We start from the raw sequence: 24,791 nt of genomic DNA on the forward strand, positions 1-24,791 counted from the left end.
GTGGGGTATGTCGGGTGGGCCATTTTTTGCAACTGACATTGGTGGTTTTTACAAAGACACCCGCGACGCAGAACTTTACGTGCGCTGGGCACAAGCGTCGGTATTTAGCGCACATATGCGCTTACACGGTATTGGTCCTCGCGAACCGTGGTCTTACACCGAGCAAGCAAGTGATGCGGTATTTGCAGCACTTAAATTACGCTACCAGTTAATTCCGTACTTACAAACATGTGCAGAGCAAGCGCAGCAAACAGGCTTGCCGATTCAGCGTGCCATGGCATTGGCATTTCCTGATGATGTACTGGCACATAGTTTTGATCAGCAATTTATGTGCGGTGAAAAATTACTGGTTGTGCCGTGTGTAGTACCAAACGGTAAAGTTAAGTTTTATTTACCGCAAGGCAATTGGATTCGCTTCCCCGATAAACAAATTTACGAAGGGAGTAAGTACTACGAGCACACACTCGCACTTGAAGAAATGGCAGTATTTGTACGCGAAGGCGACAGCCTAATGCTTGGCCCAGAGGTTCAACACACAGAACAAGACATGAGCCAATTAACAGCATGGCCTAAATAAAACTCGGCTTAATAAAAAACACACACAACACATATACAACACACAATAATAAAGATATTAGCTTACTTTTTACCGAGTAAAGTAAGCTAAAAGGGGCGCAAGATGGAAGGTATGAACATTACCATGACACTGCTATCGTGCTTGGCGTTTATGGCGCTGGTGGGATATATCTCGTACCAAAAAACCAAAGGGGAAGTTAACACCCAAGATGGCTACTTTTTAGCGGGTCGTGGGTTAACAGGTACATTTATAGCAGGGTCGATGATCCTCACTAACTTATCGGCCGAGCAACTAATTGGCCTTAATGGCTCAGCTTATGGTTACAACCTAAGCTCAATGGCGTGGGAAGTAACCGCAGGGATCTCAACCATTATTATGGCGTTGATCTTTTTGCCTCGTTATTTAGCGGGCGCGTTTTCTACCTTACCTGAATTTTTACGGGATCGTTTTGACGATACCGTACGACGCATGACGGTGATCTTATTTATGGTAGGGTATTGTTTTATAACGATCCCTTCTGTTTTGTACTCAGGATCAATTGCCGTACTTAGACTTTTTGATGTACCCACCTTATTAAATATGAGCTACCAAGCAAGCCTAATTGTGACCATTATTACAGTGGGTTCAGTTGGGGCTATTTATGCTGTATTTGGTGGTTTAAAGGCGGTTGCGGTATCAGATACCATTAACGGTGTTGGGTTATTAATTATTGGTATTTTAGTGCCAACACTGGGCTTAATTGCATTGGGTGATGGTAGTTTTTCAGAAGGGTTAAGCACCCTAGTAAACACCGACACAGAAAAGCTCAATGCTATTGGTAGTAGCGATGATCCCGTGCCATTTGGCACTATTTTTACAGGGATGATCTTAGCTAATTTGTTTTATTGGGGCACTAATCAGTATGTGATCCAGCGTACATTGGGCGCTAAAAACTTAGTTGAAGGTCAAAAAGGGGTGTTGTTTTCAGGGTACTTTAAAGTGCTAGTACCGTTTATGATGATGATCCCAGGCGTTATTGCTTACCATCTTTATAAACACGAAAGCCTGCCAACTATCGATTTAGCTTACCCACATTTGGTAAAAGAAGTACTTCCACAGTATTTATCTGGCTTCTTTTTGGCCGTATTGCTAGGTGCTGTATTTAGCTCATTTAATTCATTGCTCAATAGCGCGGCGACCTTATTTTGCTTAGACGTTTATAAGCCAATGAAAAAAAATAAAGTAACAGACGGCCAACTTATAAAAGTAGCCAAAATTACCAGTATTGTTATTGCCATATTGTCGTTTATAACTGCGCCATTATTGATGTTTGCGCCTGAAGGTTTATGGCACATTATTCGTGTGTTTACAGGTTTCTACAACATTCCGGTCATCACAATTGTATTGGTTGGTTTATTTACTCGAAAAGTGCCTGCACTGGGCGCTAAAGTCGCGATTATATTCCATATTATTGCCTACACCTTGCTTAAATTTGTATGGGATGTAGACATTAACTTTATTCATATTTACGCCATTTTGTTCTTAATTGAATTGGCAATAATGCTGGGTATTGGTTACTACAAACCACTTAAAACACCATGGCAATTTACACGCAAAGCCGAGGTAGACCTTAATCCTTGGAAATACGCATTACCTTGCGCAATTGTATTAGTAGGCTTGATTGTTAGCTTGTATATATTGTTTTCGCCGCTCGGATTAGTGGGTGGAACCAGTGTGTACTTTGTACCAAGTTTAGTTGCTGTTTGGTCTACTGTTTTAGTGCTTAGCTGGTGGAGTGTACGTCGTTGGCAGGTTCGTTACGAAAATAGCTTGGCGCGTATTGGGGCTAAAAACGCCGCATAACGTGCGGCTATATTCTGTATACCAAACTTAAATCACATTTAATTCACATAATGTTTGCATTAGTAAGATAGTTTGTTTAAATTTAAAGCTCTTATATAAGATATAAGAGCTTTAAGGAAAGCATCACACACTGACACCGCTTTTTAGCAACTCACACAATTGCTAGCGCGGTACCACACAGCACACGCACAATATGGAGAATGACATGAGAGCTAAAAAGTCCGTCTTAAGCTTGGCAGTCACGTTAGCAATGACAACCGGTTTAGCGCTTAGCGCGCAGGTACATGCACAGCAAGAGCAAACCGAACAAGAACAACAAAAAACAGAAACAGCTAAAAACGATACATTTGAAAAAATAGTCGTTACTTCACAAAAAAGAACGCAAAGTTTAAACGAAGTACCTGTTGCGGTATCGGTGCTTAATAGCGATCAAATTAATTCAGCTTTTGCTAATAACATGGAAGGCTTACAGTCACTTGTTCCTTCGGTTAGCTTTAGAAAAGGCACCACAACACGTAACTCAGCGCTAACAGTGCGCGGTATTGGTACTATTTCATTTAGTATTGCTGCCGAACCAAGTGTGGCAACTGTTGTTGATGGCGTGGTACTTGGCCGCTCGGGTCAAGCATTTGCCGATTTATACGACGTAGACCGCATTGAGGTATTACGCGGGCCACAAGGTACGTTATTTGGCAAAAACGCCTCAGCAGGTGTGGTAAATATTACCACTAAAGATCCGTCGTACGACACAACCGGCAGCGTAGAAACCTCGTTTTATCAAGATAACGAATACCGTTTTAAAGGTGTTATAAGCGGCGGTTTAACCGACGATTTAGCCGCTAGCTTAACGGTATTTAAAGGCAAGTTTGACGGTTACATTGATAACGTTTACAACAACGAAAAAGTAAACGGTTATGACCGCGAAGGTGCACGTGCTGTATTTAAATATGAGCCAGAGGACGACTTAAGCGTAAAATTTATAGCTGAGTTTTATAACGCAGATGACGACTGTTGTGCCGATTTAGAAGCCCTGCCAAGTGGTCGTAATCCTGATTCAAAAGCAGCGCCAAACAGTAACGGCATTGTGGATGGTGTAGCCGATATTGACCTAGACCAGCGCAAAGTTGACCATGACTACGAGTCGCGCACAATTGACGAACATAGCGCATTTTCGGTGCAAGTTGATAAAACAATTGGCGACTATACGTATACTTCAATTACTGCACAGCGTTCATGGGATAACACAGAATACCGCGAAGGCGACTTTACCTCTATTGCTGGCGACAGCAGTGAGCCGGTATTTGGCGCGCCGTTTCAGTTACATGATATTGGTGCACAGCAATGGGATCAGTTTTCACAAGAGTTTAGAGTTACATCAAACCTAGCTGGGCCATTTAATTATGTTGCCGGCTTATTTTATTGGAACATGGATTCACAACGTAACTTTACTCGCGATGCAAGTTGCCAAAATAATGCTGGCCAGCTTGATAGCGCAATGGCTTTTTACGCGCAAAATAACTTATCGGGCGCTGAGCTTGATACAGCACTTGCTGATTTAGAAGGTTACACACAAGGCCTAGGCATTAGCTGTAACGCAAACGATATTGTATCGGCCACCGCTTTTATGAGCACAGAATTTAATAACTGGGCAGCCTTTGCCGATGGTACCTACGATTTATCTGAAGATTTACGCGTTTTATTTGGTATTCGTTACACCGACGATGAAGTGTCTTACACGCATCGCCGTGTAAGTAACGATGTATATGGCCGCACCGGTGTAGGCGTGCGCCCAGCAACACTTAATACAGATGATGAAGGCAAAGCCGAAGAAACCAACGTATCGGGTCGTTTAGGTATGCAATACGATTTAGGCGATGGCCAAATGGTATACGGCACTTACTCGCAAGGTTACAAAGGCCCTGGTTTTAATATTTATTATAACTTTAATCCAGATAACGACAGCCGCGAAATAGCACCTGAAGAGTCAGACGCTTATGAAATAGGCTACAAATACGCAAGCCGCGAATTTGTATTTAACATGGCTCTTTTCAGAACCGAAATTGAAGGCTTTCAAGCTAACAACTTTGACTGTTCAGACGGCACCTGTATTACCCGCTTAACCAATGCGGGCGACGTAAGTACACAAGGTGTTGAAGTTGACTTTATGTGGGCTGCAACAGAGTCGCTAACGCTTACCGGTGGTGTTGCTTACATTAAAGCTGAAATTGACGAGTTTAATTGTCCGGCAGAGGTAGCCGCTGGCTCGTGTACTGACCGCTCAGGTTTAGATGTCCCATTTTCGCCAGATCTTAAATATTCACTAACGGCTGATTACTTTATTGAAACCGACCATGGTTTTAACGTACACATAAACAGCTCATACATTTACACCGATGAGCAATACTCAGACCTACCAGACAACGTAGGCGAATTTAATCCAGCTGCTTTATTACCAGATTACGGTATTTTAAATGCAAGTGTGGGTTTATCGTTTAAAGATGACGCGTTTAGAGTATCGCTTATTGCTAAAAACTTAACCGACGAAAGCTACGTAACTACCTACAGTGGCGATAACTTCCGTTACCAAATACCGCGCGATGCAGAGCGCTACTTTGGGGTATCGTTTAAAGCACGTTTTTAATTCCCTCAATAATTCCCTCAATAATTTCCCTTAGAAGCGCAACGTTTAACACGTTGCGCTTTTTTTGTGACTTATTTTTGTAATAGTTTAGTCATCTTACTTTCATCAAAATTACCTTTATCAGTCACATCTGTTTTCTATAGTGCAGCGGTTGATCTTTTTTGTGTTTACACATTTCAAAAAATAACCACTAAACAATGGGAATTACGGATGAAAATTAAAAAAGTCGCTGCAGCAATCGCGCTAACATTTGCGTTTAGCGCAGTTAGCCATGCTGATGTACTACCGCAAAGCCAAAAAGACAGCAGCTGGTATAGCGCTGCGCAAACTAAACTAACAACAAAAACAGCACAAGCGCAGGCTACACAAGCCACTAAAGCTAAAAACGTCATTTTATTTGTGGGCGATGGCATGGGTATATCTACTCTTACCGCTGCGCGTATTTTACAAGGGCAGCGTAATAACCAATCTGGCGAAGAAGGTTATTTAAGCTTTGAAGAGTTCCCATACTCTGCACAAGTTAAAACATATAACGTAGATGCTCAAACGCCCGATTCAGCAGGCACGATGACGGCTATTATTTCGGGTGTAAAAACCGATGTGGGCGTTATTGGTGTAGACGAAGATATTGAACGCGGCGTGTGTTCAACAGTAGCAGGTAACGAGCTAATTACCGCGACCGAATTGGCTGAAATTAAAGGGCTATCTACCGGTATTATTTCTACAGCACGTATTACTCATGCAACCCCTGCTGCAACGTATGCTAAATCGGCTGACCGTAACTGGGAAGACGTATCAGATATGCCAGAAGATGCAGTAACAGGTGGCTGTGAAGACATTGCATCGCAACTGGTTAACTTTGAAAAAAACCTAGAAGCACGATTTGTAGGTACCGACGTAGACGGCCTTGATTTTGTAATGGGTGGCGGTCGTCGTCACTTTTTACCAAAAGACGAAACAGCTAACTCAACAGATGCAGTAAGTTCTATAGAAGGCGACCGTACAGACGAGCGCAACCTAGTGACTGAGTGGCAAACACAATACCCAGATGCTACGTACGTGATGGATCAAACAGGCTTTGATGCAATAGCAGACGACGCCACTAAAGTATTTGGTTTATTTAACGAATCCCACATGCAGTACGAAGCTGACCGCGCAAACGATGTAGCGGGCGAGCCTTCACTTACCGATATGACCACTAAAGCAATTGAAGTGCTTGGTAAAAACGATAACGGATTTTTCTTAACGGTTGAGTCGGGTCGAATTGACCACGCGCACCACGCGGGTAATGCATACAACGCGCTTAACGACACCATTGAGTTTGCTAAAGCCGTGCAAGCAGCGGTAGATAACACCAATCCAGAAGAAACCCTTATTTTAGTAACCGCCGATCACAGCCATGTATTTACTATTGCAGGCTACCCTAAGCGTGGTAATCCAATATTAGGTCAAGTAGTTGCAGTAGGTGCAACAACACCAAGCCTAGCCGCCGACGATATGCCGTACACCACCGTAGGTTACGCAAATGGCTTAGGTTTTAGAAATCTAGGCAGTGAGACCGATGCCGATGCAAGTTACACAAGTGCTGCTGTAGCAGGGCGTGTTGAGCTAAATGGCGTTGATACAACAACCCCAGGCTTTCATCAAGAAGCAACTGTACCAATGGGTTCAGAAACACACGCAGGTGAAGACATATCTTTACATGCTAAAGGTCCTGGTGCTCAGCTAGCACAGGGCGTAATTGAACAAAACGTTGTATTTCATTTAATTAATCAAGCTCTTGAACTAACTCAGCAATAATGGCGGCTAACATGAACAAATTAACGGTACTTTCTTTGGCAGTAATGGTCGCGCTAGCAGGTTGCTCGAGTGACGATAACAAAAATGAAAACAATATTATCGCAGTAGATAACGCTATTGCAGTAGGCTCTGAGCAGTGCATTAATGGCGGTGTAGAGACGCAAGTAGGCACAGATACCAATAATAACGACGTGCTAGACAGCGACGAAGTTAACTCAACTAATTTAGTGTGTAATGCACCTGCAACGTCGTTAACAAGCGAGCAGTTAGCCTCGCTCACTAGCAATACGTGGTTTAGTGAAGCACAAACAAAATTAGGTGCTGCACAAACAGCCAGTAGCAATATTGTTACTGAATCAGGCAAAGCTAAAAACGTAATTTTATTTGTGGGCGATGGTATGGGTATTTCTACCATAACCGCAGCACGTATTTTAGCGGGTCAGTTAGAGGGCGAAATGGGTGAAGATCACCAGTTAAGCTTTGAAACTATGCCTTTTTCAGGCTTTGTAAAAACATACAACGTAGATGCGCAAACGCCAGATTCGGCAGGCACTATGACCGCAATGGCATCGGGTGTTAAAACCGACGCAGGCGTTATTGGTATTGATGAAGCGGTTGAGCGTGGTAATTGTGCATCAGGCAAAGGGCACGAACTTGTTACCTCGTTAGAGCTTGCTGAAATTGCAGGCAAAGCAACAGGGATTATTTCTACAGCGCGTATTACTCACGCAACACCAGCTGCAACGTATGCTAAATCGGCAGAGCGTAACTGGGAAGATATCTCCGATATGCCAGAAAGTGCTGCAACGTGTGAAGACATTGCATCGCAACTGGTTAACTTTGAAGCCAACTTAGAAGCACGCTTTAGTGGTGTTGATGTAGACGGTATTGACGTAGTAATGGGCGGCGGTCGTCGTCACTTTTTACCAAAAGATGCCGCGTTTAATTCAGCCGATGCAGTAAGCGCTGTTGAAGGGGATCGAACAGATAACCGCGACTTAACCGCAGAGTGGAAAACGCAATATCCAAATGGCACTTACGTAATGGATCAAACCGGTTTTGATGCAATAAGTGACGATGCCACTAAAGTGTTTGGCTTATTTAACGAGTCCCACATGCAGTACGAAGCTGACCGCGCAAACGATGTTGCAGGCGAACCTTCGCTTTCACAAATGACCGAAAAAGCAATAAACGTGCTTGATAACAACGAGCAAGGTTTTTTCTTAACGGTTGAGTCGGGTCGAATTGACCACGCGCATCATGCGGGTAACGCTTATAACGCGTTAAACGACACTATTGAGCTTGCCAAAGCCGTTAAAGTGGCGATGGAAAACACCAACCCAGAAGAAACATTAATAGTTGTAACTGCCGATCACAGCCATGTATTTACCATTGCCGGTTACCCTAAACGCGGTAACCCAATTTTAGGTAAAGTGGTTGCAGTAGGCGCTACTGAGCCAAGCTTAGCTGCCGACGATATGCCTTATACAACGGTTGGTTACACCAATGGTGGTGGTTTTAGAAACCTAGGTAGCGAGACTGATGCCGATGCAGGTTACGCGTTTGCACCTGTTACAGGGCGTGTTGATTTAACTGATGTTGATACAACAACACCTGGTTTTCATCAAGAAGCACTGGTACCAATGGGCTCAGAAACACATGCCGGTGAAGACGTAGGCGTTTATGCAATGGGGCCAGGTGCACACTTGGTAACAGGCACAAACGAGCAAAGCTTTTTATTCCATGTAATGGACTTTGCCGCTGACTTTGTAAAAACAGCAGACGAAAAACTAGCGCAATAAATACCGCCTAGTTATAAATTTAGTTAAATATATCTAAATAAAAAACCCCGCCTACTGTGCGGGGTTTTTGTCATTAAACTGACATTTATAATCGTTATGTTATTGCCATAAACTTGAAATATAAATAAGAGATAGCTAAATGAAAAAAGCGTTATTAATAATTGCCACGCTTGTAAGTACAAGTAGCTTTGCCTCGCAATGTGATATTGATGCCAAGCAATTAAAAGCGGATTATAAAATTACCAACAGCCATAAAGCGCAGCAAAGTAGCGAGTCACTTACCCTTTGGCGAAACAACCAGCAAGTAGCGCATCAAAGTGAAGTAATAACCGAGCTTTGGCAGCACTTAGCCAATAATCAAATACGACCAATACGTTATTTTAATGCCCAGCAACGCGGTATTGAATATCAACCATCTGAGGTACGCGGCGTACAAAATTGGAGTGCTAAAAGTCAGCTGGTGGATAACCACTTAATCGAAAAAATGACCTTAGTAAGCACACAAGGCAAAGGCTGCGATGAAGTAAAAAACTATACACTGAGCGAAAATGGCAACGACTTTAACCTTGCCTTTATTACGCATTCAAAATTAGTTAAAACATTTAGTATTAGTAATAAAAAAAGCCAAACAAGTACATTGCTAAGCCTTAATAATGTAAACACTAATGAGCCATTAATTAGTGCTCAATTTGCACAGTGGGATCGCTTTCAAACCACCGACTACGCCGACATTGGCGATAACGAAGGCGACCCATTTTTAGCTAAAATGATAAACCTTGGTTTTATAGAGCACGGCGCAACTGGCTTTTATAACCAGCAGGGCGAGGCTATTCAAGGCGGACATCACCACTAGGTTTTTTAAATGTTGTAGCTCATAGCTGAAAGAATGACAGGCGGCTATGAGCTACAAGTTAGTATTCAAAAGTAGATTAATTTAAGCCATTCCCAACCAAGTAATACAACAAACGCTTCCCTATTTTTATAAAACACACACTATCAGCCGCATAATATTTATAGTTGGTATTAACTTATACTATTTGATATTAATAGAAGTTCACACAATAGGGACGTTTTGTGGAAGTAAGAAAATGTCCTGTTGTTCTACGACTAAAAATACTCTCAGCGCTACAAATGGAAATTTATGTACTTTAGTGAAATATATATCGATAATTTTAAAACTCTGAGAAAGGTTAAAATTCATTTAAATAATGAATTAAACGTTTTCACTGGTACAAATAATGCGGGAAAAACAACAGTTCTTGAGGCGCTAGCTCTATGGAATGAATGTTTCAGAGCATTAATAACTAAAGCACAAAAAGCAGACTCCAAAAATGATATAAGAAAAGGTGATTTTCGATTAGGCAAGAAAAACAATAATTATATTGATCATCGTTCTATTACATCTGTTAGAACTTCTAGGTATGAAGATATTTTTTATGAGATGGATGTAACTAATCAAATTGTAATTTCTGTAAAGCTTGTTGGTGATAATTTTGAGTTAAAAATTCCTATTCGTATAAAGTCAGCGAATGGTGGGAATTATCTAATTTATCTTGATCGGCATGATGAATTCGATTTTCCGACCTTTAATTCTAATCTAAATTTGCCGACTCCTTTTACAGCAATCTATGCTTCGCCTGTTGCTACACTAGTTTCAGATGAAAAATATGTTACACATCCGCAAGTTAACCAACAGATACTATCGAGAAAATCATTTTTAGTATTAAGAAATCGAATTGCTAAATTAACGCCATATCCTAATTATAAAGATTTTGAAAATGACGTTTCATATATTTTGTTTGAATCTCAACATAGTGTTGTATTTGAAGTTGTTGGTGACATAAATCAAGACGTTAAAGTAAATGTGAATGTGTATTTTGGAAATCAAAGTACGGCAAAAGATATTTCTTTACTTGGTAGTGGGACATTACAAATAATAGAGCTGATGTTAGCTATTTATGAAGAAAGATCTGACCTGAATTTAATTATGTTAGATGAACCTGATTCGCACATTCATAGAGATATTCAAAAAAGACTTATTGATGTATTGGTTCGTAATGCATTGAAGGCACAAGTTTTTCTTACCACACATAATGAAAGCTTGATTCGAGCTACCAAACCTAAAAATATATTTCATATTAGTGATTCTGGTGATGGTTTAAATACTTTAGAAATTAAGCCCATTAATGATAGCAATCCTGAAAGTTTAAAAGTCGGTATTCAACCATCTGGAAAATCTAAAGTTATTAAGGCATTAGGTAACAGTGATTCACTAGATATCCTAGACTGTTTAGAGGCAAAAAAAATTGTTTTTGTGGAAGGTGAAGATGATGCCCTTTTTATTAGGAATATATATGAAAAGGTAAGAAATAAGTCTTTAGATGATTACGTATTTTGGTCTTTAAATGGTTTAGATACATTCATCGAGTGCATAAACCACTACAAAGGCTTTTTCCAGATTATTGCAAATGGTCATGATTTGTGGAGTAAAACAATTTCAGTTATTGATGCTGATTATATGACTCAAAGTCAGAGGGAAAACTTGCATTTACAATTAAATCAGAGGGTTAGTTTGCCTTCATTCATTTGGGGTGAGTACACGATTGAGGCATCTATACTTTCAAATATAAACGCATTTTGTGAATTAATTCATAGGGCGCTGCTTGAAAATGGAGCTAACATAGAAATCGGAGTTGTGAGCCAAGAAGTTACTCGAATTGTAAATCAACACTGTATAGAAACATTAGGCTTACTTAATGAAAATGAGGAGCTGCAAAGAAAAATATCAGGCCAAATTTTAAATAGAAATCAGAAGTGGAGCTCCTGTGTTGGTATTAATAATTTATTTCCTGGCGGAGTTCAAAACCATCTAATTAACTATCAAAGCTATGCAAGACCTTTATTACAAAGAAATTGTTGCACGCATATGATGGGAAAAAATGATTTATCTGAAATAACCAATAAGATTTTTGAGCACTTTGGGTTGGATATTGATTACACGCCATTGTCAGTATTTGAGTATTTACTTAATTATTATGATAACTCAATTCATATAGATTCTTGGCAGCAACTAGCTAATTTCATAGATGGCAGATAACGTATTCTCTAAATTGAAAAACGTAGGTTCTATTTCATCATCATTAATTTTAGACAACCATATTTCATTCTGAGCGGTGCTATTAACTCACGTCAATAACACATATCAGTTTTTAGACACTACTCAAGATGAGCATCATCAGGCTTTTTAGGTTTACTCGCTACTTCTGTTAAACCGTTTTCGCAATCGCCGCTGTCGCAGGTATTTAAATCGCTTTGTGCTTGTTTATCTTGTTGCAGCACTTGTTTTAAATCTTCCATACGTTGGCGCACGGCTACGCCGTAGCTGGCGTCGTCGCCCCACAGCTCTGCAAGTTGCAGTACTGCAGCGCGGTCGTGGTCTCTAAACAGCTTACCTGCGCGCTCTGCATCTTGTTTAGTGTTACCTAGTAACTCGAGTGCTTCTACGGCAAGGTTAATAGCTGAGTCGACTGTTTCGCGGTTAAACGCATCTACTTTTAAATTAAGTAACTGATACGCATGGCGGCGGTCGATTGCGCGAGCAACAATTTTAAGTTGCGGGTAGTTTTTATGCGCTAGTTTAATTATCTCAATGGTTTTATCGGGGTTATCAATTGCAATTACTAGCATTTGCGCTGTGTGCGCGCCTGCGGCTTCAAGGAGTTCTTGGCGTGCTGCATCGCCATAAAATACAGTATTGCCAAAACGGCGTAGTAATTCTATTTGGCTAGGGCTGTGATCAAGTACGGTAATTTCGTAGCCTTGCGCGTGCAGTAAACGCCCCATAATTTGGCCAAAACGTCCGTAGCCCGCAATAATTACGTGCTTAGCGGTGCTAATTTGCTCTGGCTTATCAAACTCAGGCGGAGCACTGCTGCTGCGTTTTTGTATTTGCTCATAAACCATAAGTAGTAACGGCGCTATTAGCATTGATACCGCTACAACTAAGGTAACAAGGCTGGTTTGCTCGGGCGTTAAAATACTTAAGGTGGTGGTTACGCTTAAAAGTACAAAGGCAAACTCACCCCCTTGGGCAAGCGCTAAGGCAAATAATAACTGCTGTTTACTGTTAATTTTAAAGGTAACGGCAAGGGCAAATAAAATGCAGGCTTTAACTACAATAAGTAAAACCACTAAGCCAATAACAGTACTAAACTCGTTAAATAGCAGTTCAAAGTTAATTGATGCGCCAACAGTTATAAAAAACAATCCTAAAAGTAAGCCTTTAAAGGGTTCTATATCGGCTTCTAATTCGTGTCTAAATTCACTCTCGGCAAGTACAACGCCTGCTAAAAAAGTTCCCAATGCAGGCGATAAACCAATACTTTGCATAACCAGTGCAATAGCGACCACTAAAAACAGTGCAAAAATAGTAAATATTTCACGCATGTGCGTTTGGGCAATGTATCTAAATAACGGCGCCGATACATATTTACCGCCGGCAATAATAGCGGCAATAACCGCAACCGATACACATACTTGTTGCCATACAGGCCAGCTTGCAATAATCGAATCGCTGATTTCTTTTGTGCTAGTTTGCGGGGCAAATGCGAGCAGTGGCAATAGGGCTAAAATAGGGATAATTGCGATGTCTTGAAACAGCAATACCGAAAAAGCGTTTTGTCCGGCTTCTTGCTTTAGCCAACCTTTTTCTTCAAGGCTTTGCAGTACAATAGCGGTAGAGCAGAGCGCGAGCATTAAACCAATGGCGAGTGCGGTTTGCCAATGCATGGCAAAAAACCAATAACAAAATGCAAATATAGCCGCTGCCGATAACACAACCTGTAAGCCGCCAAGCCCTAAAATAGAGTGGCGTAATGTCCATAAACGCGAAGGTTGTAGCTCAAGGCCCACTAAAAACAGCATCATTACTACGCCAAATTCAGCGAAGTGCATTACATCGGTTTGATCGCCCACAACACCCAGCGCATAAGGGCCAATGAGTATGCCGGCAATTAAATAACCTAACACTGAGCCCAGTCCGACTCGTTTTGCAATGGGGACAGCTACAATGGCTGCTGCTAAGTAAATTAAAGCAATTTCTAACACGCGTTTATCCTAATAACATCAAGGCTTTTAGAATGGCTTAGCTGCTTATAAAATACAATGGATTATATGGCTCAAAGTTGCTTATTTATCAGTAGTTATAACACTAATGGTTATAACTACTGGGCTAAAAATAGCACCTTATGTTAAAGGGCTTATTTGGGGGCTAAATATTACAAATACTTATAATTGCTGAGCTTGGTTGGCCTGAATCAGAATGGTAAATAGTAATGTTTGAGCTGATTGTATTTTCAACGTTTGTTTCAATTACTGTTACTTCAAATTCGGCTGATGCAGGTAGGTCGATATCTAATTCGCTATCGAGGTAAGTGCTTCCGCTTTTTTGCAAAGTAAGTGGTTTTGTTTGATCAAAGCTAAATTGAAAGCTATCTGACGCTAAAAGTGTATCTACCATGTTAAAGCGTAGGTTAACTGTGTCGGGGCCTGAAAACTCAGCACACACAAATACCGAAACCTCAACAGCTTGTAAAACGGGCATGCTATTTTGGCCTATATCCACAGTAAAGTTGCTTTGCGTAATTGCTACAGAGTTATATTCCCCAACTGCAATCCTTTGATCTGCTGTTTTTATCGTTATTTTTTCACCTTGCGCTAAATTAACCTCTTCATCAAAAAAGCCATTTGTGTTGGTGCTGTACTGTTGTCCATTAATTGTTAGCTGTGCATTGCTTATAGCCGCTTTTTGCACATTAGTGAGTTGTCCTTTAATGCGACCGGTAAGTTGTGCAGAGTTAGTTACTGTAATTGAAAATTGCACACTTTTTGAAAAGCCATCAGCATCAGTTGCGACAACGGTTAGCGTGTAACTACCTGTCATATCGGCGATAAATTCGGTAATACTTTGGTTTGTATTGCTTAAACCGGTGCTCGAGCCTGAAGGGGCTGATAGCGTCCAAGCGTAATCGAGAGAGGTTCCCTCTGGGTCGTAACTTTGGCTTACATCAAATGTAACTGCATTGCCCACTACATCGTAGCGTGATTGCTCCCCCGTGAAGCTAATTACTGGCAATGCGTTTTGTATTACATCAATTGTTAGGGTTTTTGTGTCAGAGAACTGCACGCCATCGTTAGTGCGTAACGAAATAACCACTTGTCCCTCTACTGATGCGCTAAACGTTGGTTTTGATATTGTATTACTGCTAAGCGTTGCTTGGCCTTGCGACGAAATGATTTCCCATTGGTAGCTTAGTGGCTGGCCCTCTGGATCGTAACTAGTTGAGGCATCAAGTAAAACTTGTTCATCAACCGTTATGGAGGTTGCATAAGTTACCAAAGTAATAGGCTTTTTATTACTACTGGCGTGCAGTACTGAGGTTGCTTGGTTTGAGCTTAATTGCCCATCAGACACTGTAAGCACTACAACGTAGTCGCCTTCTTTATCGGCAACAATAGAGGGCGTTGTTGATGTGTTGTTAGTCAGTTGCGATGCACTATTTACAGGCTTGGCTTGTAACTGCCAGTTATAACTCAGCGTATCTCCGTCTGGGTCGCTGCATTGTTGGCACTGCAAAGTGGTTGATTCGTTTAACGTAATATCACGTTCGGATTCAAGTGTTGCAACTGGGGCTTTATTACTTGTGGTAACAGTTAAAGTAACTGATGCGGTATCACTTTCGTTTTGTTGATCGGTAACGGTGAGTGAAAGCGTGTAATCTCCAGCTGTTGACGCTGAAAACCCAGCGGTATGATTTTGCATGTTTGAAAGAGCTGGCGTGCTGCCCTGGGGTTTTGATGTAATTGCCCAGGCATAACTAAGCGTATCGTTTTTATCGGGATCAGTACTTTGGTTACCATAAAGTGTAACAACTTCATTTGGGGCAATTGTTTGATTTTCTACGTTTATAACCGCTTGTGGCGATGAGTTAGAATTAAGTGATTCACTTTTTATGAGTACGACAGTGCTTGCCGTATCACCTTGTGAATCAGTAACGGTAAGCTCAACTTTAAACTCGCCTATTTCGTCGGCAACAAACTGGCTTTTTACTTGAGTCGCATTTTCAAGCGTTGCATTACTTGCTACGGGCTTGGTAATAAATTGCCATTTGTATTGATTAATGGCGCCGCTGGTTGTGCTACTTTGCGCGCCATTTAAAAGCACAACATCACCTTGTTTAACGGTTTGTGTGCTACCTGCGTTAGCAATTAGTTGGGTATTTGCAGTAACGGTGAGTTGTTTTTGTGCAGGTGTGCTTGAAAGCTTGCCGTCACTCACGGTTAATACTAATTGGTACTCTTGTGCTTCAGATACCGAAAACTCAACGGTACTTTCGTTATTAACCGTAATCGGTATTTCTACTTGTTCGTTTTTGCTGGTTAATTGCCATTGATAGGTGAGTGCATCGCCATCGGGGTCGCTACTTTGTGCTGCGCTAAAAACGAGGGTGGTATTTACTTTAAACCCCGATTGCTCGGTGGTGATAACCGCAACAGGCTTTGTGTTAGTGCTGAGCGGTTTAGTTACTGTTTTGGAGTCTGAACCACCAGAGCCACATGCAACAAGCGTGAATAGAGTCGTGATTAGAATTAAGAGCTTCCATTTCATAGTATTAATATCCTTTTAATAAAGTCGAATACTAATATGTACCGAAATTAGCTATAAAGCAAAAAAATAAATCAAATAAGTACTTTTTATATTATTTTAGGAAATAGTTAACGTGAAACAGTGCTGCTTTTAAATAACTTATACTTTGAGAGGAGTGCTTTATGCCCAGATTGAGAGGGCATAAAGTATATTAAATGGCAGTTGAATAACGCTTAAATAAAGTTAGTCTGCTACTTTTACTGAACCGCTAATATTATCGATACTTACATCGCCCGAGCCCGACTCAGTAATAGTCAGCCCCTTTGCATGATTAACGCGAATATCACCCGAACCGTCTTCAATTGTTACGCTTGAGCCAATATGCTCAATGATCATGTCGCCAGAGTTATCATCAACATTAACAGCACCGCTTATATTATTGATTGTTATATCACCCGATCCATCTTCAACGTTTAGCGAACCGCTTATGTTGCTCACGTGCATTTCGCCAGAACCATCGTCAATAGTTGCATTGCCGGTTACGTTGTTTATATGAATACTGCCAGAGCCGTCGGTTAGTTCTAAATTACCTGCGATGTTTTCAAGGTTTACTTCACCTGAGCCATCGTCAACAGTTAGGTTTTTAGCACCGCTTATTGTTAAATCTCCTGAGCCGTCTTTTACATCAATATTGCTTTGCATAGCATTTATTAAAATGTCGCCAGAGCCATCATCAATATCTAAATTTAGATTACTTGGCACAGTAACCACTAAATTAATACTTGGAGATTGACCACTGTAAAAGCTAATACCATTACGGCTTTTATTTTGGGCAACAAGCTTTGCCTGTTTACCGTCTTGCTCGAGCGTTAGCTCGTATTCGTCTTCAATGTCGGCTGTGTAAATAGTGGCATCAACACTGATGCTGGTGGCCGTTTTTGAGCCTTTTATTTCAAGGCTACCTGCGCCGCTTAACACATTTAAATATTCTAAATTATTACTTGGCAGTGATAGCTGTTTAGTTTGTTTTACCGACGCAACGCTTGGCGATATATGAAATACACAGCCACTTAATAATAAAATGCCGCCAATAAGTGAAAGTGGTTTTGCAATACTTAATTGTGTTGATGAGCTCATGTTTAGTCCTTTGGTATTTATTGTTTGTATTTATATAAACAATATAGAGCAAAAATGAGGCCGAAATGTAAGTTATTGTTTTATATAGGGTGGTGTTTTTTTATGAAAGTTGAAATACTAATAAGTGGTTAAAGTAACTAACTATTAATAAAAAAGGATGCGCGATGCATCCTTTGTTTAATTTAGAAACTTTAACTGTGGTATTAATGTGCTCTGAAGTAGCTTATTTGTTGCTTAATTTTTTCAGCTAATGTCATTAGTTCACTTGCCGAATTTACAGTACTTTGCGTGCGAGACTCACCCTCTTTAGCGAGTTGGCTTATAGAGTGTAAATTTTGAGTAATCTCTGCTGCAACGGTGCTTTGTTGATCTGTTGCCTCAGCTATATTATTTGATGAGCGAGTTAGATCACCAATACTTTGAGTGATTAAGTTAAGTTGCTCTCCTGTTTTTTCGCCCTCTTCAGCTGATTTAATACCCAACTGACGGCTTTGTTCCATTTGTTTAGTTGCGGCGGTAACTTGTATTTGTAGCTGTTCAATTGTTTGGCTAATTTCTAAAATTGATTTTTGAGTGCGCTGCGCTAATGTTCTAACTTCATCGGCTACAACTGCAAACCCTCTACCTTGTTCGCCAGCTCTTGCCGCTTCTATTGCTGCATTAAGTGCTAGTAAGTTTGTTTGCTCAGCAATCCCATTAATTACTTCGGTTACTTTACTTATTTCGTTACTCGCGGTGTTTACTTTTTCTACAGAGTTATGGCTATCATTTAACTGTTGGCTTAGTTGCATTAAATCATTAACAACTTGGGTTAATTGTGTTCGACCTAATTGAGCTTCTGCATCAACTTGTTGGGTTCGTTGAGCGCCTTCATTTGCGTTATTGGCTACATCTTTAATGGATACTGACATTTCTTCGATGGCGGTGGCTATTAGATCTGTTTGCCCCATCATTGCATGTGCTTCTTTGCCGTTAGTGAGTGCAATTTTTTTGGAGATGCCCGCTTGCTTTTCCAGCTCAACTACAGAGTTTTGTAAGGCGAGTATTAGTTTTTTGAGTTCAACCGACATGCTGCTTACACTCGCGGTAATTTGGTCTATTTCATTTTCACTATTTGTGTTGGTATTTAAAAAATGTTGTGACAAATCACCTTTACCTAATGCATCAACGCTACGTGTTAACTGTCTTAATGGTTTAAGTGTTTTTACTAGCACCCAAAAAAGTAAAATTGAGATAGCAAGGATCCCCCCAACAGACGTTATGCTGTTAACTACCATTAGTTTTATGCTTTCTTCAGTGAGTTCGCTTTCTTTTACACGACCAAGTAAGGTCCAATCCCACCCAGGTACCGTTTTACTGTAAGCAAACATCGGGGTGTTATTTTCACTATTGTATTTTAATGACAGACCCTTTTTAATTGCCTCTAGATTAAGCCCATCAAGTGCTTTGGAGTTCACTTTTGAGTCAACTGCGGCCTCTTTACCCGCTATAACTACATCATTTGTATTTCTGAAAACAAATAAGTTACCGCTTTCTTCAATTACTATTTTATTAACAGACTCTCTCAGCGATGCCAGTGCATCGTTTATATTAAAACCTATGTATAAAATACCAATTACTTGGTTTTGTTTATTTTTAATTGGTTGGTAAACAGTCATATACTCGTTGCCGAATAATTTAGCGTAACCTTCATAGCTTTGACCGTTCATAAGAGGCTGATAGCCTGGGTGTTTTTTTCCTAGGTATGTGCCAATAGCCCGTTGCCCATCACTCTTTTTTAAAGAGGTAGTAATACGAAAAAAATCATCCCCATCTCGCATAAATACCGTGGCGTTACCTCCGGTTAATTTAGCGTAATTTTCAACAATATCGATATTGTTATTAACCTGTTCACCATCATGTAAAAGAATAGGAACCATAGTATCTACGACCATTACTTTTTGATCGCTTTTTTTAAATTCACCAGGGTACATACCTTTAAATACGGTCGCATTGCGTTTTGCTATTGCAAGTAGGCTGTCGTATTGGAGTTTTAAAAGATCTGAAATAGCGGTTATTTCAGACTTAATCGCAGTTTCACTTTTTTCAGAAAGTGTATTAGCCGAGATTAAATAGGTAGATAGTCCCACTAAACTAAAAATACATAACGTTAAAGTGAATGCTAGGGCACCAATTTGTTTTGATATTGACCAGTTTTTATAGCTCATACTTCACTCCAAAGAAAGACGGTATTTATGCGTACTTAGTTTAATTATAGGCGTTTTAAGTTGTTTTTTGATGACTTACTAGCAACTAAATTAACCTAATAATCAATTTATCATATAAAAAAAATTTAATAATAATAAAAAGTTAGCAATTTATGTTGAAGGTGTTATTGCTGAATTTATTTGATTATAGCTAGGATGGTTATTTTTATTACTATTTTTTAAATATAAAAAATCCGATATGGCATGCCATATCGGATTTTAATTTAACTCATTAAATTTAAATTTAAATTAAAAGCTGTAAGTAATATTACCGTATAAGAAACGCCCGTCTAATCCGTAAGGTGCATACGGTGTGTAAGGGAATATTTGACCAAAGTCAGAGTAACCAATGTTATCCACGGTGGCTTGTGGGTATTGATCGAATAAGTTGTTTGCGCCAACGGCAAATTTCCAATATTCGTCTGGACGGTATGCCACTTCTAAGTCGGTGATCCATTTAGGGTCTAGGTATTCATCGCGATCAGCTGTAGTTGATATATCAGCGACTTCACCATAACGTGTGGCACGAAGCGTTGTTTGCCATTCGTTAAAGTTCCACACTGCTGATAGGTTCCATTTGCTATCTGGCGTGCCTTCTTCAAAGCGACCTACTTCACGACGTGCAAACACTACGTAGTCGTCACCTAGTGAGTTAAGCTGTGCTGGGTTGTCGTTTACGTGTGTTACTTCGGTGTCGTTAAAGTTAGCAGCTACGTTTAGGCGTAAATCACCTAAGTTGTCTAAATCTAGGTTATAAGTGGCAACTATATCTACACCTTGCGTACGTGAGTCGATAGCGTTGGTAAAGTAACGTACGCTTTCGGTGTTTAGCTCACCGGCATTTTGTAGTATTTCTACTACGGCATCGCCCTCTAAGTTTTCAGACAATACAATACGGTCATCAATATCAATACGGTACGCATCAACAGTTAAGCTAAAGCTGCCTTGCGTGTACATAAAGCCCGCAGTAACGTTTACTGACTCTTCAGCATCTAACGGCTGAGCACCGAGTGCTTGCGCTGCTGCAGAATCGGTTGGGAATAAACCAACTTCAAATGGTTGGTTGTTTTCAAGTACAGTTGATATTTGGCGGTACGAGCTTTGCGCTAAAGATGGCGCACGGAAACCTGTGCTAATTGCTCCGCGCAGTGATAGGTTTTCAGTAATGCTGTAACGCGAGGCAAGTTTAGAGGTAAACGTGTCACCAAAGTCGCTGTAATCTTCATAACGACCCGCTAAAACTACGTTCCATTTTTCTGTTAAGTAGGTATCAAACTCAACAAATAAAGCGATGTTATGACGGCTTTCGTCAGTCGCACTTTCTGGTCCAAAACCAGCAAGTACTTGCGCGCCACCGGCTGCAATTGGGTTACCATCGCTATCAAGTGCGGTGATGTAAGACGCTTCTTCGCCTTCTTCTATTTTGTAGCTTTCGTGGCGATATTCAGTACCTACGGTAAAAAATACGTCATCAGGTAAGCCTAAATCCAGTGTGGTATTGGCCGTTGCGTTTACTAAAAACTGATCGTAAACCAATGCACCGTTGTCAAATTCGGTTGGGCTGTCGGCACCTAGTGATGTGTTAATACTATTTACAACACCGAAACCAAAGTCGTTGCGGCCGTAGTTGGTACTTACATCCCATGTCCAGTCGTTAGTTTCGCCTTGTAAGCCCAGTGCAAATGAGTAGTCTTGTACGTCTGTTTCAATTTGCGGCAAAAAGCCATCTGGGTACACTTCTAAAACGTTACGGCTGTCTTTTGCTCGGCGATAAAAACCACCTGAATTACCTTCACGCTTTGAGTAGCTACCAAATGAATAAAGGTTTAAGCCGTTATCTAAATCGTAACCCATGTTGTAAAACAACGCGTAATCTTCAAGGTCTGCTTTACCAAAGCGGTGGTTGTAACGATCGATAGTAAATTCGCGTGGGTCTAGGCTGCCATCATCAAGGCGGCTGTATTGTTCGCGTGGGTCAAAGCCTGAGCGTTGAGTTGAGTCGTTATCACGGTACTCAATAGATACGTTTACAAAACCGTTATCAGATAACGCAAAACCAGAGTTTGCGCTAACAGTGCGTGTTGCACCATCGTTTACTTCTCTGTCGCCACCGGTATTAAAGGCTAAGTCGCCGTTTGCATCTGCATAGGTGCTTTCTAGCTGAGATACACCAGCCATTTGAGTATTGTATTTACCGTACGTTACGCTTACGCTACCGCCTTCTGAGGCATCTTTAAGTACAATGTTAATTACCCCAGCAATTGCATCAGAACCGTACTGTGCGGCTGCGCCGTCACGTAGTACTTCAACACGTTTAATTGCAGAGGTTGGAATCATGTTCAAATCAACAGCTGTAGATCCTCGGCCAACAACACCTGCTAAGTTTAATAGCGCACCGGCATGGCGGCGTTTGCCGTTTATAAGTACTAATGTGTGATCGGGTGCTAATCCACGTAAAACAGCTGGTTTTGCATGGTCAGTACCATCACCCATAGTGGCACTTGGGTAGTTAAAGCTAGGTACTTGGTTTGCTAGTATTTGGCTTATTTCTAGCTGACCCGTACTTTGCATATCACCGCTGGTAATAATGTCTACGGGTACCGTACTTTCGGCAATACTGCGCAAGCTTCTGCGAGTACCTGTTACTGAAATCACTTCAATGCTTTTTTCGGCTTGAACATCTTGTTCTGCAGCAAATACAGAAGAATAGGGTGCACTAAGTGCAGAAGAAACGGCCAGACTAAGTGCTACTTTTTTGGCTGATAATGGCTTTAACATGATGTTGATTCCCTTGAGGGCTGCTGACTATTGATTTTAAAAAGGAGCGCATCATATAGAAGCGACTACCCTAGTGCAAAGATAAAAACTATCTAAGATATTCTAAGTTGTTAACACATAAGGTCACTGTTTACGCGCGATATAGGCGTTTGGATCGTTGTAGTTGCAATCTTGTGTCGAATGGTTGCGAATTCAAGGGGATTTTAGATAAAAGTTAGTAAGACGTAAAAAGGCCAAGCAAATGCTTGGCCTTTCAATTTTTTAAATTTAGTAATTTAAATTATTCAGGGGCAACTTCAAGCGTTGTAAATAATGCATAACGTCCTGCATCTACGCCTTCTTCATTTACTGTAACTTTGTTAGAGGTTTCGATTAGGTATAGGCCTGGTTCTTTCCATGTAATTGTAAACATACCTTCTTTATCGGTCGTTACTTTTACTTCGCCACGGTTGTTACGGTAGCGTGTGTCGCCTTTTAAAATGCTTACTTCAATGCCTTCACCAGCAGATTTACCATCTTGTAGTAATTGAAAACGTGCTTGTTCACCTACAAATAAATCGTTTGGATGCGTTGGGCCACTAAGCTCTAAGCCTAAACCTAACTGTGCTGGCTTTGTGGTGCCATTTCGGCTTACAAATGTATCTACTGTTGAAACAACCTTTGTTGTAGTTACATCTTTAGCATTGCTAGGTAACTCGGCTTCTGTTTTTTTACCAAATACGCGCTTGCGCTTACCTTCTTCGTTTTTATAGAAGGTCATGTACATTGGCTTTTGGGTCATTGCAATGTGGTAAGTGCCTTGCTCTGTTAAGCTTACCGCAGCTGAGCTTTTACGTTTTAAGTAATAAGCACGAATGGTTTCAGATACTGGCTCACCATTAGGAGCAAGTGCCATTAATAGCGTATCGTCGTACTCTGCGCCTTTTTCTTTAGGTTTAAAGGCTTTGTCTGGTGCAAAAATTTCGTTAGAGATACTAGCGTCAATCATTACGTAATGCGCTTTATCGCCAGATAAAGATGTATGCGAAGGTAGTAACCAACGTCCGTGTGCACTTGCTGAAGTTGACACTAAAGCAGATAAGATCAATGCGCCGATTAATGCCGTTTTTAATAAATTAATTTTCATTGTATTTCCTTAAATTCAAATGATTAAGTAGCAGCTACTTAGTGCTTACAGTGACGAAGCTTTTAGAAAACTCGTTTTTACCATCAATTGTCAGCTTGCCTGATTTAGTTAAATCAAGCTCAACGCGGGTGTAGTCTCTGCCGCCTTCTTCGCGTACAACTTCAATATTTAATAAGTATTTACCTGGTTTTACTGGGTTACCGTCTAAATCATTACCTTGCCAATTTATGGTGTAAGTACCCGCGCGCTTTGTTGCGCCGCTAATGCCGTCAAAGTTGGCATCGCTTTTACCAGCTTTACGCCACCATTGGCGTAAGTCTTTAAACCATTCTGCTTTTTGTACCCAAAGTGCAAGCGTTGTAACGTGTTTGCGCTCTGGTGTTTCAAGCCAAACTGCAACGTATGGACGGTGATACGGTTGTACTTCTAAGTCGGGAAGCGTTAATTCAACCTCTAGCTGTGGTGTTTGCGCATGCGCCGTTGTTTGAAAAAACGCAGCTACAAGCAGTAATGCGGCGCTTATAAATAATTTAAATTTAACCATTAAGACACTCCTTTTATTTGTGGAACCCAACATAAATAAATAACCATTGGAGTTGCGACTCCTAGTAAGGTTATCCATATTCCTGCTAAGCGTTTTTTTCTATTTTGAAACAAAATAATTATGCCGGTGATGGCAAATAAAATCATTAGTACGGCAGATATATCGATTACCCAGCTCCATACTTCACCGGTGTAGCGACCTTTATGTAAGTCGCCAATGAGGCTTAAAAAGCCGCCTGTTTGGTAATCTAGGTTTAACTCGCCGGTTGTAAAGTCGAGCTCTGCGTAGGCAAATCCTGCAGGCAGTGGGTAGTCGAGCATTACTAGCGCATCTTCTTTTTCCCACTCAATGCTTTTTACTTTTGTAAGTGCATATTGCTCGGCTAAGTAGGCTTCTATTTCTGGGTAAAGCGTTGGCAACGTATTTAGCTGTTCATTTGCTTTGGTAACTAGCTCTGCTGGAATTGTTGCAGTTACTTGGCCGTTATTTTTATCGTTTTTAAGCCAATCAACGTGATTAAGCACAATGCCGCTAACGCAAAATAAAATAAGCAAAAAAAACAAAGCTGTAGAAATATAAATATGTAGAGCACGGCTTGTACTATACAAAGCCCGCTTATTAATAAACGACATAAAAACAGTAATAAATTAAAT

At 40.7% G+C, this 24,791-nt stretch carries 15 protein-coding genes; 7 read left to right on the top strand and 8 right to left on the bottom strand.

The features are described from left to right. The 7 genes from L659_RS0103385 to L659_RS0103415 form a co-directional block, all read left to right on the top strand. Nucleotides 1-577, top strand: a 577-nt coding sequence (locus L659_RS0103385) for a TIM-barrel domain-containing protein (RefSeq protein ID WP_029769810.1), incomplete at its 5' end; no start/stop codon positions are given. 102 nt (nucleotides 578-679) lie between these two features. Beyond that, entirely contained in the window at nucleotides 680-2,419 is a 1,740-nt protein-coding gene (locus L659_RS0103390) for a solute:sodium symporter family transporter (protein WP_024589599.1), read from the top strand. A 205-nt stretch (nucleotides 2,420-2,624) separates the two neighbouring features. Then, complete coding sequence (locus L659_RS0103395) at nucleotides 2,625-5,060, top strand: TonB-dependent receptor (protein WP_024589600.1); 2,436 nt, start codon at nucleotides 2,625-2,627, stop codon at nucleotides 5,058-5,060. 210 nt (nucleotides 5,061-5,270) lie between these two features. Beyond that, complete coding sequence (locus L659_RS0103400; RefSeq protein WP_024589601.1) at nucleotides 5,271-6,860, top strand: alkaline phosphatase; 1,590 nt, start codon at nucleotides 5,271-5,273, stop codon at nucleotides 6,858-6,860. Nucleotides 6,861-6,871: 11 nt separating this feature from the next. Next, nucleotides 6,872-8,662 (top strand): alkaline phosphatase, encoded by a 1,791-nt coding sequence (locus tag L659_RS0103405; protein WP_024589602.1) that lies wholly within the window; start codon nucleotides 6,872-6,874, stop codon nucleotides 8,660-8,662. A gap of 139 nt (nucleotides 8,663-8,801) precedes the next feature. Continuing rightward, nucleotides 8,802-9,515, top strand: coding sequence for a hypothetical protein (locus L659_RS0103410; protein WP_024589603.1), 714 nt, complete (start codon nucleotides 8,802-8,804; stop codon nucleotides 9,513-9,515). 288 nt (nucleotides 9,516-9,803) lie between these two features. Further along, nucleotides 9,804-11,759, top strand: a complete 1,956-nt coding sequence (locus L659_RS0103415) for an ATP-dependent nuclease (RefSeq protein ID WP_024589604.1) — start codon at nucleotides 9,804-9,806, stop codon at nucleotides 11,757-11,759. Between the two features lie 119 nt (nucleotides 11,760-11,878). Here the strand turns inward: L659_RS0103415 and L659_RS0103420 are convergent, their stop codons facing one another. The 8 genes from L659_RS0103420 to L659_RS0103455 form a co-directional block, all read right to left on the bottom strand. Continuing rightward, nucleotides 11,879-13,768 (bottom strand): monovalent cation:proton antiporter-2 (CPA2) family protein, encoded by a 1,890-nt coding sequence (locus L659_RS0103420; RefSeq protein WP_024589605.1) that lies wholly within the window; start codon nucleotides 13,766-13,768, stop codon nucleotides 11,879-11,881. A 163-nt stretch (nucleotides 13,769-13,931) separates the two neighbouring features. Further along, nucleotides 13,932-16,328 (bottom strand): PKD domain-containing protein, encoded by a 2,397-nt coding sequence (locus tag L659_RS0103425; protein WP_024589606.1) that lies wholly within the window; start codon nucleotides 16,326-16,328, stop codon nucleotides 13,932-13,934. A gap of 222 nt (nucleotides 16,329-16,550) precedes the next feature. Next, nucleotides 16,551-17,444 (bottom strand): DUF4097 family beta strand repeat protein, encoded by an 894-nt coding sequence (locus L659_RS0103430; RefSeq protein ID WP_024589607.1) that lies wholly within the window; start codon nucleotides 17,442-17,444, stop codon nucleotides 16,551-16,553. A gap of 203 nt (nucleotides 17,445-17,647) precedes the next feature. After that, nucleotides 17,648-19,651 carry a methyl-accepting chemotaxis protein gene (locus L659_RS0103435; protein ID WP_024589608.1) on the bottom strand — a complete coding sequence of 668 codons (2,004 nt, stop codon included), beginning with the start codon at nucleotides 19,649-19,651 and terminating at the stop codon, nucleotides 17,648-17,650. 288 nt (nucleotides 19,652-19,939) lie between these two features. Beyond that, the gene (locus tag L659_RS0103440; protein WP_029769812.1) at nucleotides 19,940-22,468 is read right to left on the bottom strand and encodes a TonB-dependent receptor plug domain-containing protein; all 2,529 of its coding nucleotides are present in this window, start codon (nucleotides 22,466-22,468) and stop codon (nucleotides 19,940-19,942) included. A gap of 280 nt (nucleotides 22,469-22,748) precedes the next feature. Beyond that, nucleotides 22,749-23,594 carry a DUF4198 domain-containing protein gene (locus tag L659_RS0103445; RefSeq protein WP_024589610.1) on the bottom strand — a complete coding sequence of 282 codons (846 nt, stop codon included), beginning with the start codon at nucleotides 23,592-23,594 and terminating at the stop codon, nucleotides 22,749-22,751. A gap of 34 nt (nucleotides 23,595-23,628) precedes the next feature. Beyond that, a complete protein-coding gene (locus L659_RS0103450; protein WP_024589611.1) occupies nucleotides 23,629-24,138 on the bottom strand; it encodes a DUF2271 domain-containing protein in 510 nt (169 codons plus the stop codon). Continuing rightward, the gene (locus tag L659_RS0103455) at nucleotides 24,138-24,770 is read right to left on the bottom strand and encodes a PepSY-associated TM helix domain-containing protein (RefSeq protein WP_024589612.1); all 633 of its coding nucleotides are present in this window, start codon (nucleotides 24,768-24,770) and stop codon (nucleotides 24,138-24,140) included. The genes L659_RS0103450 and L659_RS0103455 overlap by 1 nt, the downstream gene beginning before the upstream one ends. Nucleotides 24,771-24,791 lie beyond the last annotated feature (21 nt).

It is taken from the genome of Pseudoalteromonas sp. S8-8 (assembly GCF_000497875.1).
In the GTDB taxonomy this organism is placed as follows: Bacteria; Pseudomonadota; Gammaproteobacteria; order Enterobacterales; family Alteromonadaceae; genus Pseudoalteromonas; species Pseudoalteromonas arctica.

Bases quoted from the DNA above. Each gene is read 5' to 3' on its own strand.
- L659_RS0103390 (WP_024589599.1), top strand. From the start codon at position 680: ATGGAAGGTATGAACATTACCATGACACTGCTATCGTGCTTGGCGTTT.
- L659_RS0103395 (WP_024589600.1), top strand. From the start codon at position 2,625: ATGAGAGCTAAAAAGTCCGTCTTAAGCTTGGCAGTCACGTTAGCAATG.
- L659_RS0103400 (WP_024589601.1), top strand. From the start codon at position 5,271: ATGAAAATTAAAAAAGTCGCTGCAGCAATCGCGCTAACATTTGCGTTT.
- L659_RS0103405 (WP_024589602.1), top strand. From the start codon at position 6,872: ATGAACAAATTAACGGTACTTTCTTTGGCAGTAATGGTCGCGCTAGCA.
- L659_RS0103410 (WP_024589603.1), top strand. From the start codon at position 8,802: ATGAAAAAAGCGTTATTAATAATTGCCACGCTTGTAAGTACAAGTAGC.
- L659_RS0103415 (WP_024589604.1), top strand. From the start codon at position 9,804: ATGTACTTTAGTGAAATATATATCGATAATTTTAAAACTCTGAGAAAG.
- L659_RS0103425 (WP_024589606.1), bottom strand. From the start codon at position 16,328: ATGAAATGGAAGCTCTTAATTCTAATCACGACTCTATTCACGCTTGTT.
- L659_RS0103430 (WP_024589607.1), bottom strand. From the start codon at position 17,444: ATGAGCTCATCAACACAATTAAGTATTGCAAAACCACTTTCACTTATT.
- L659_RS0103435 (WP_024589608.1), bottom strand. From the start codon at position 19,651: ATGAGCTATAAAAACTGGTCAATATCAAAACAAATTGGTGCCCTAGCA.
- L659_RS0103440 (WP_029769812.1), bottom strand. From the start codon at position 22,468: ATGTTAAAGCCATTATCAGCCAAAAAAGTAGCACTTAGTCTGGCCGTT.
- L659_RS0103445 (WP_024589610.1), bottom strand. From the start codon at position 23,594: ATGAAAATTAATTTATTAAAAACGGCATTAATCGGCGCATTGATCTTA.
- L659_RS0103450 (WP_024589611.1), bottom strand. From the start codon at position 24,138: ATGGTTAAATTTAAATTATTTATAAGCGCCGCATTACTGCTTGTAGCT.
- L659_RS0103455 (WP_024589612.1), bottom strand. From the start codon at position 24,770: ATGTCGTTTATTAATAAGCGGGCTTTGTATAGTACAAGCCGTGCTCTA.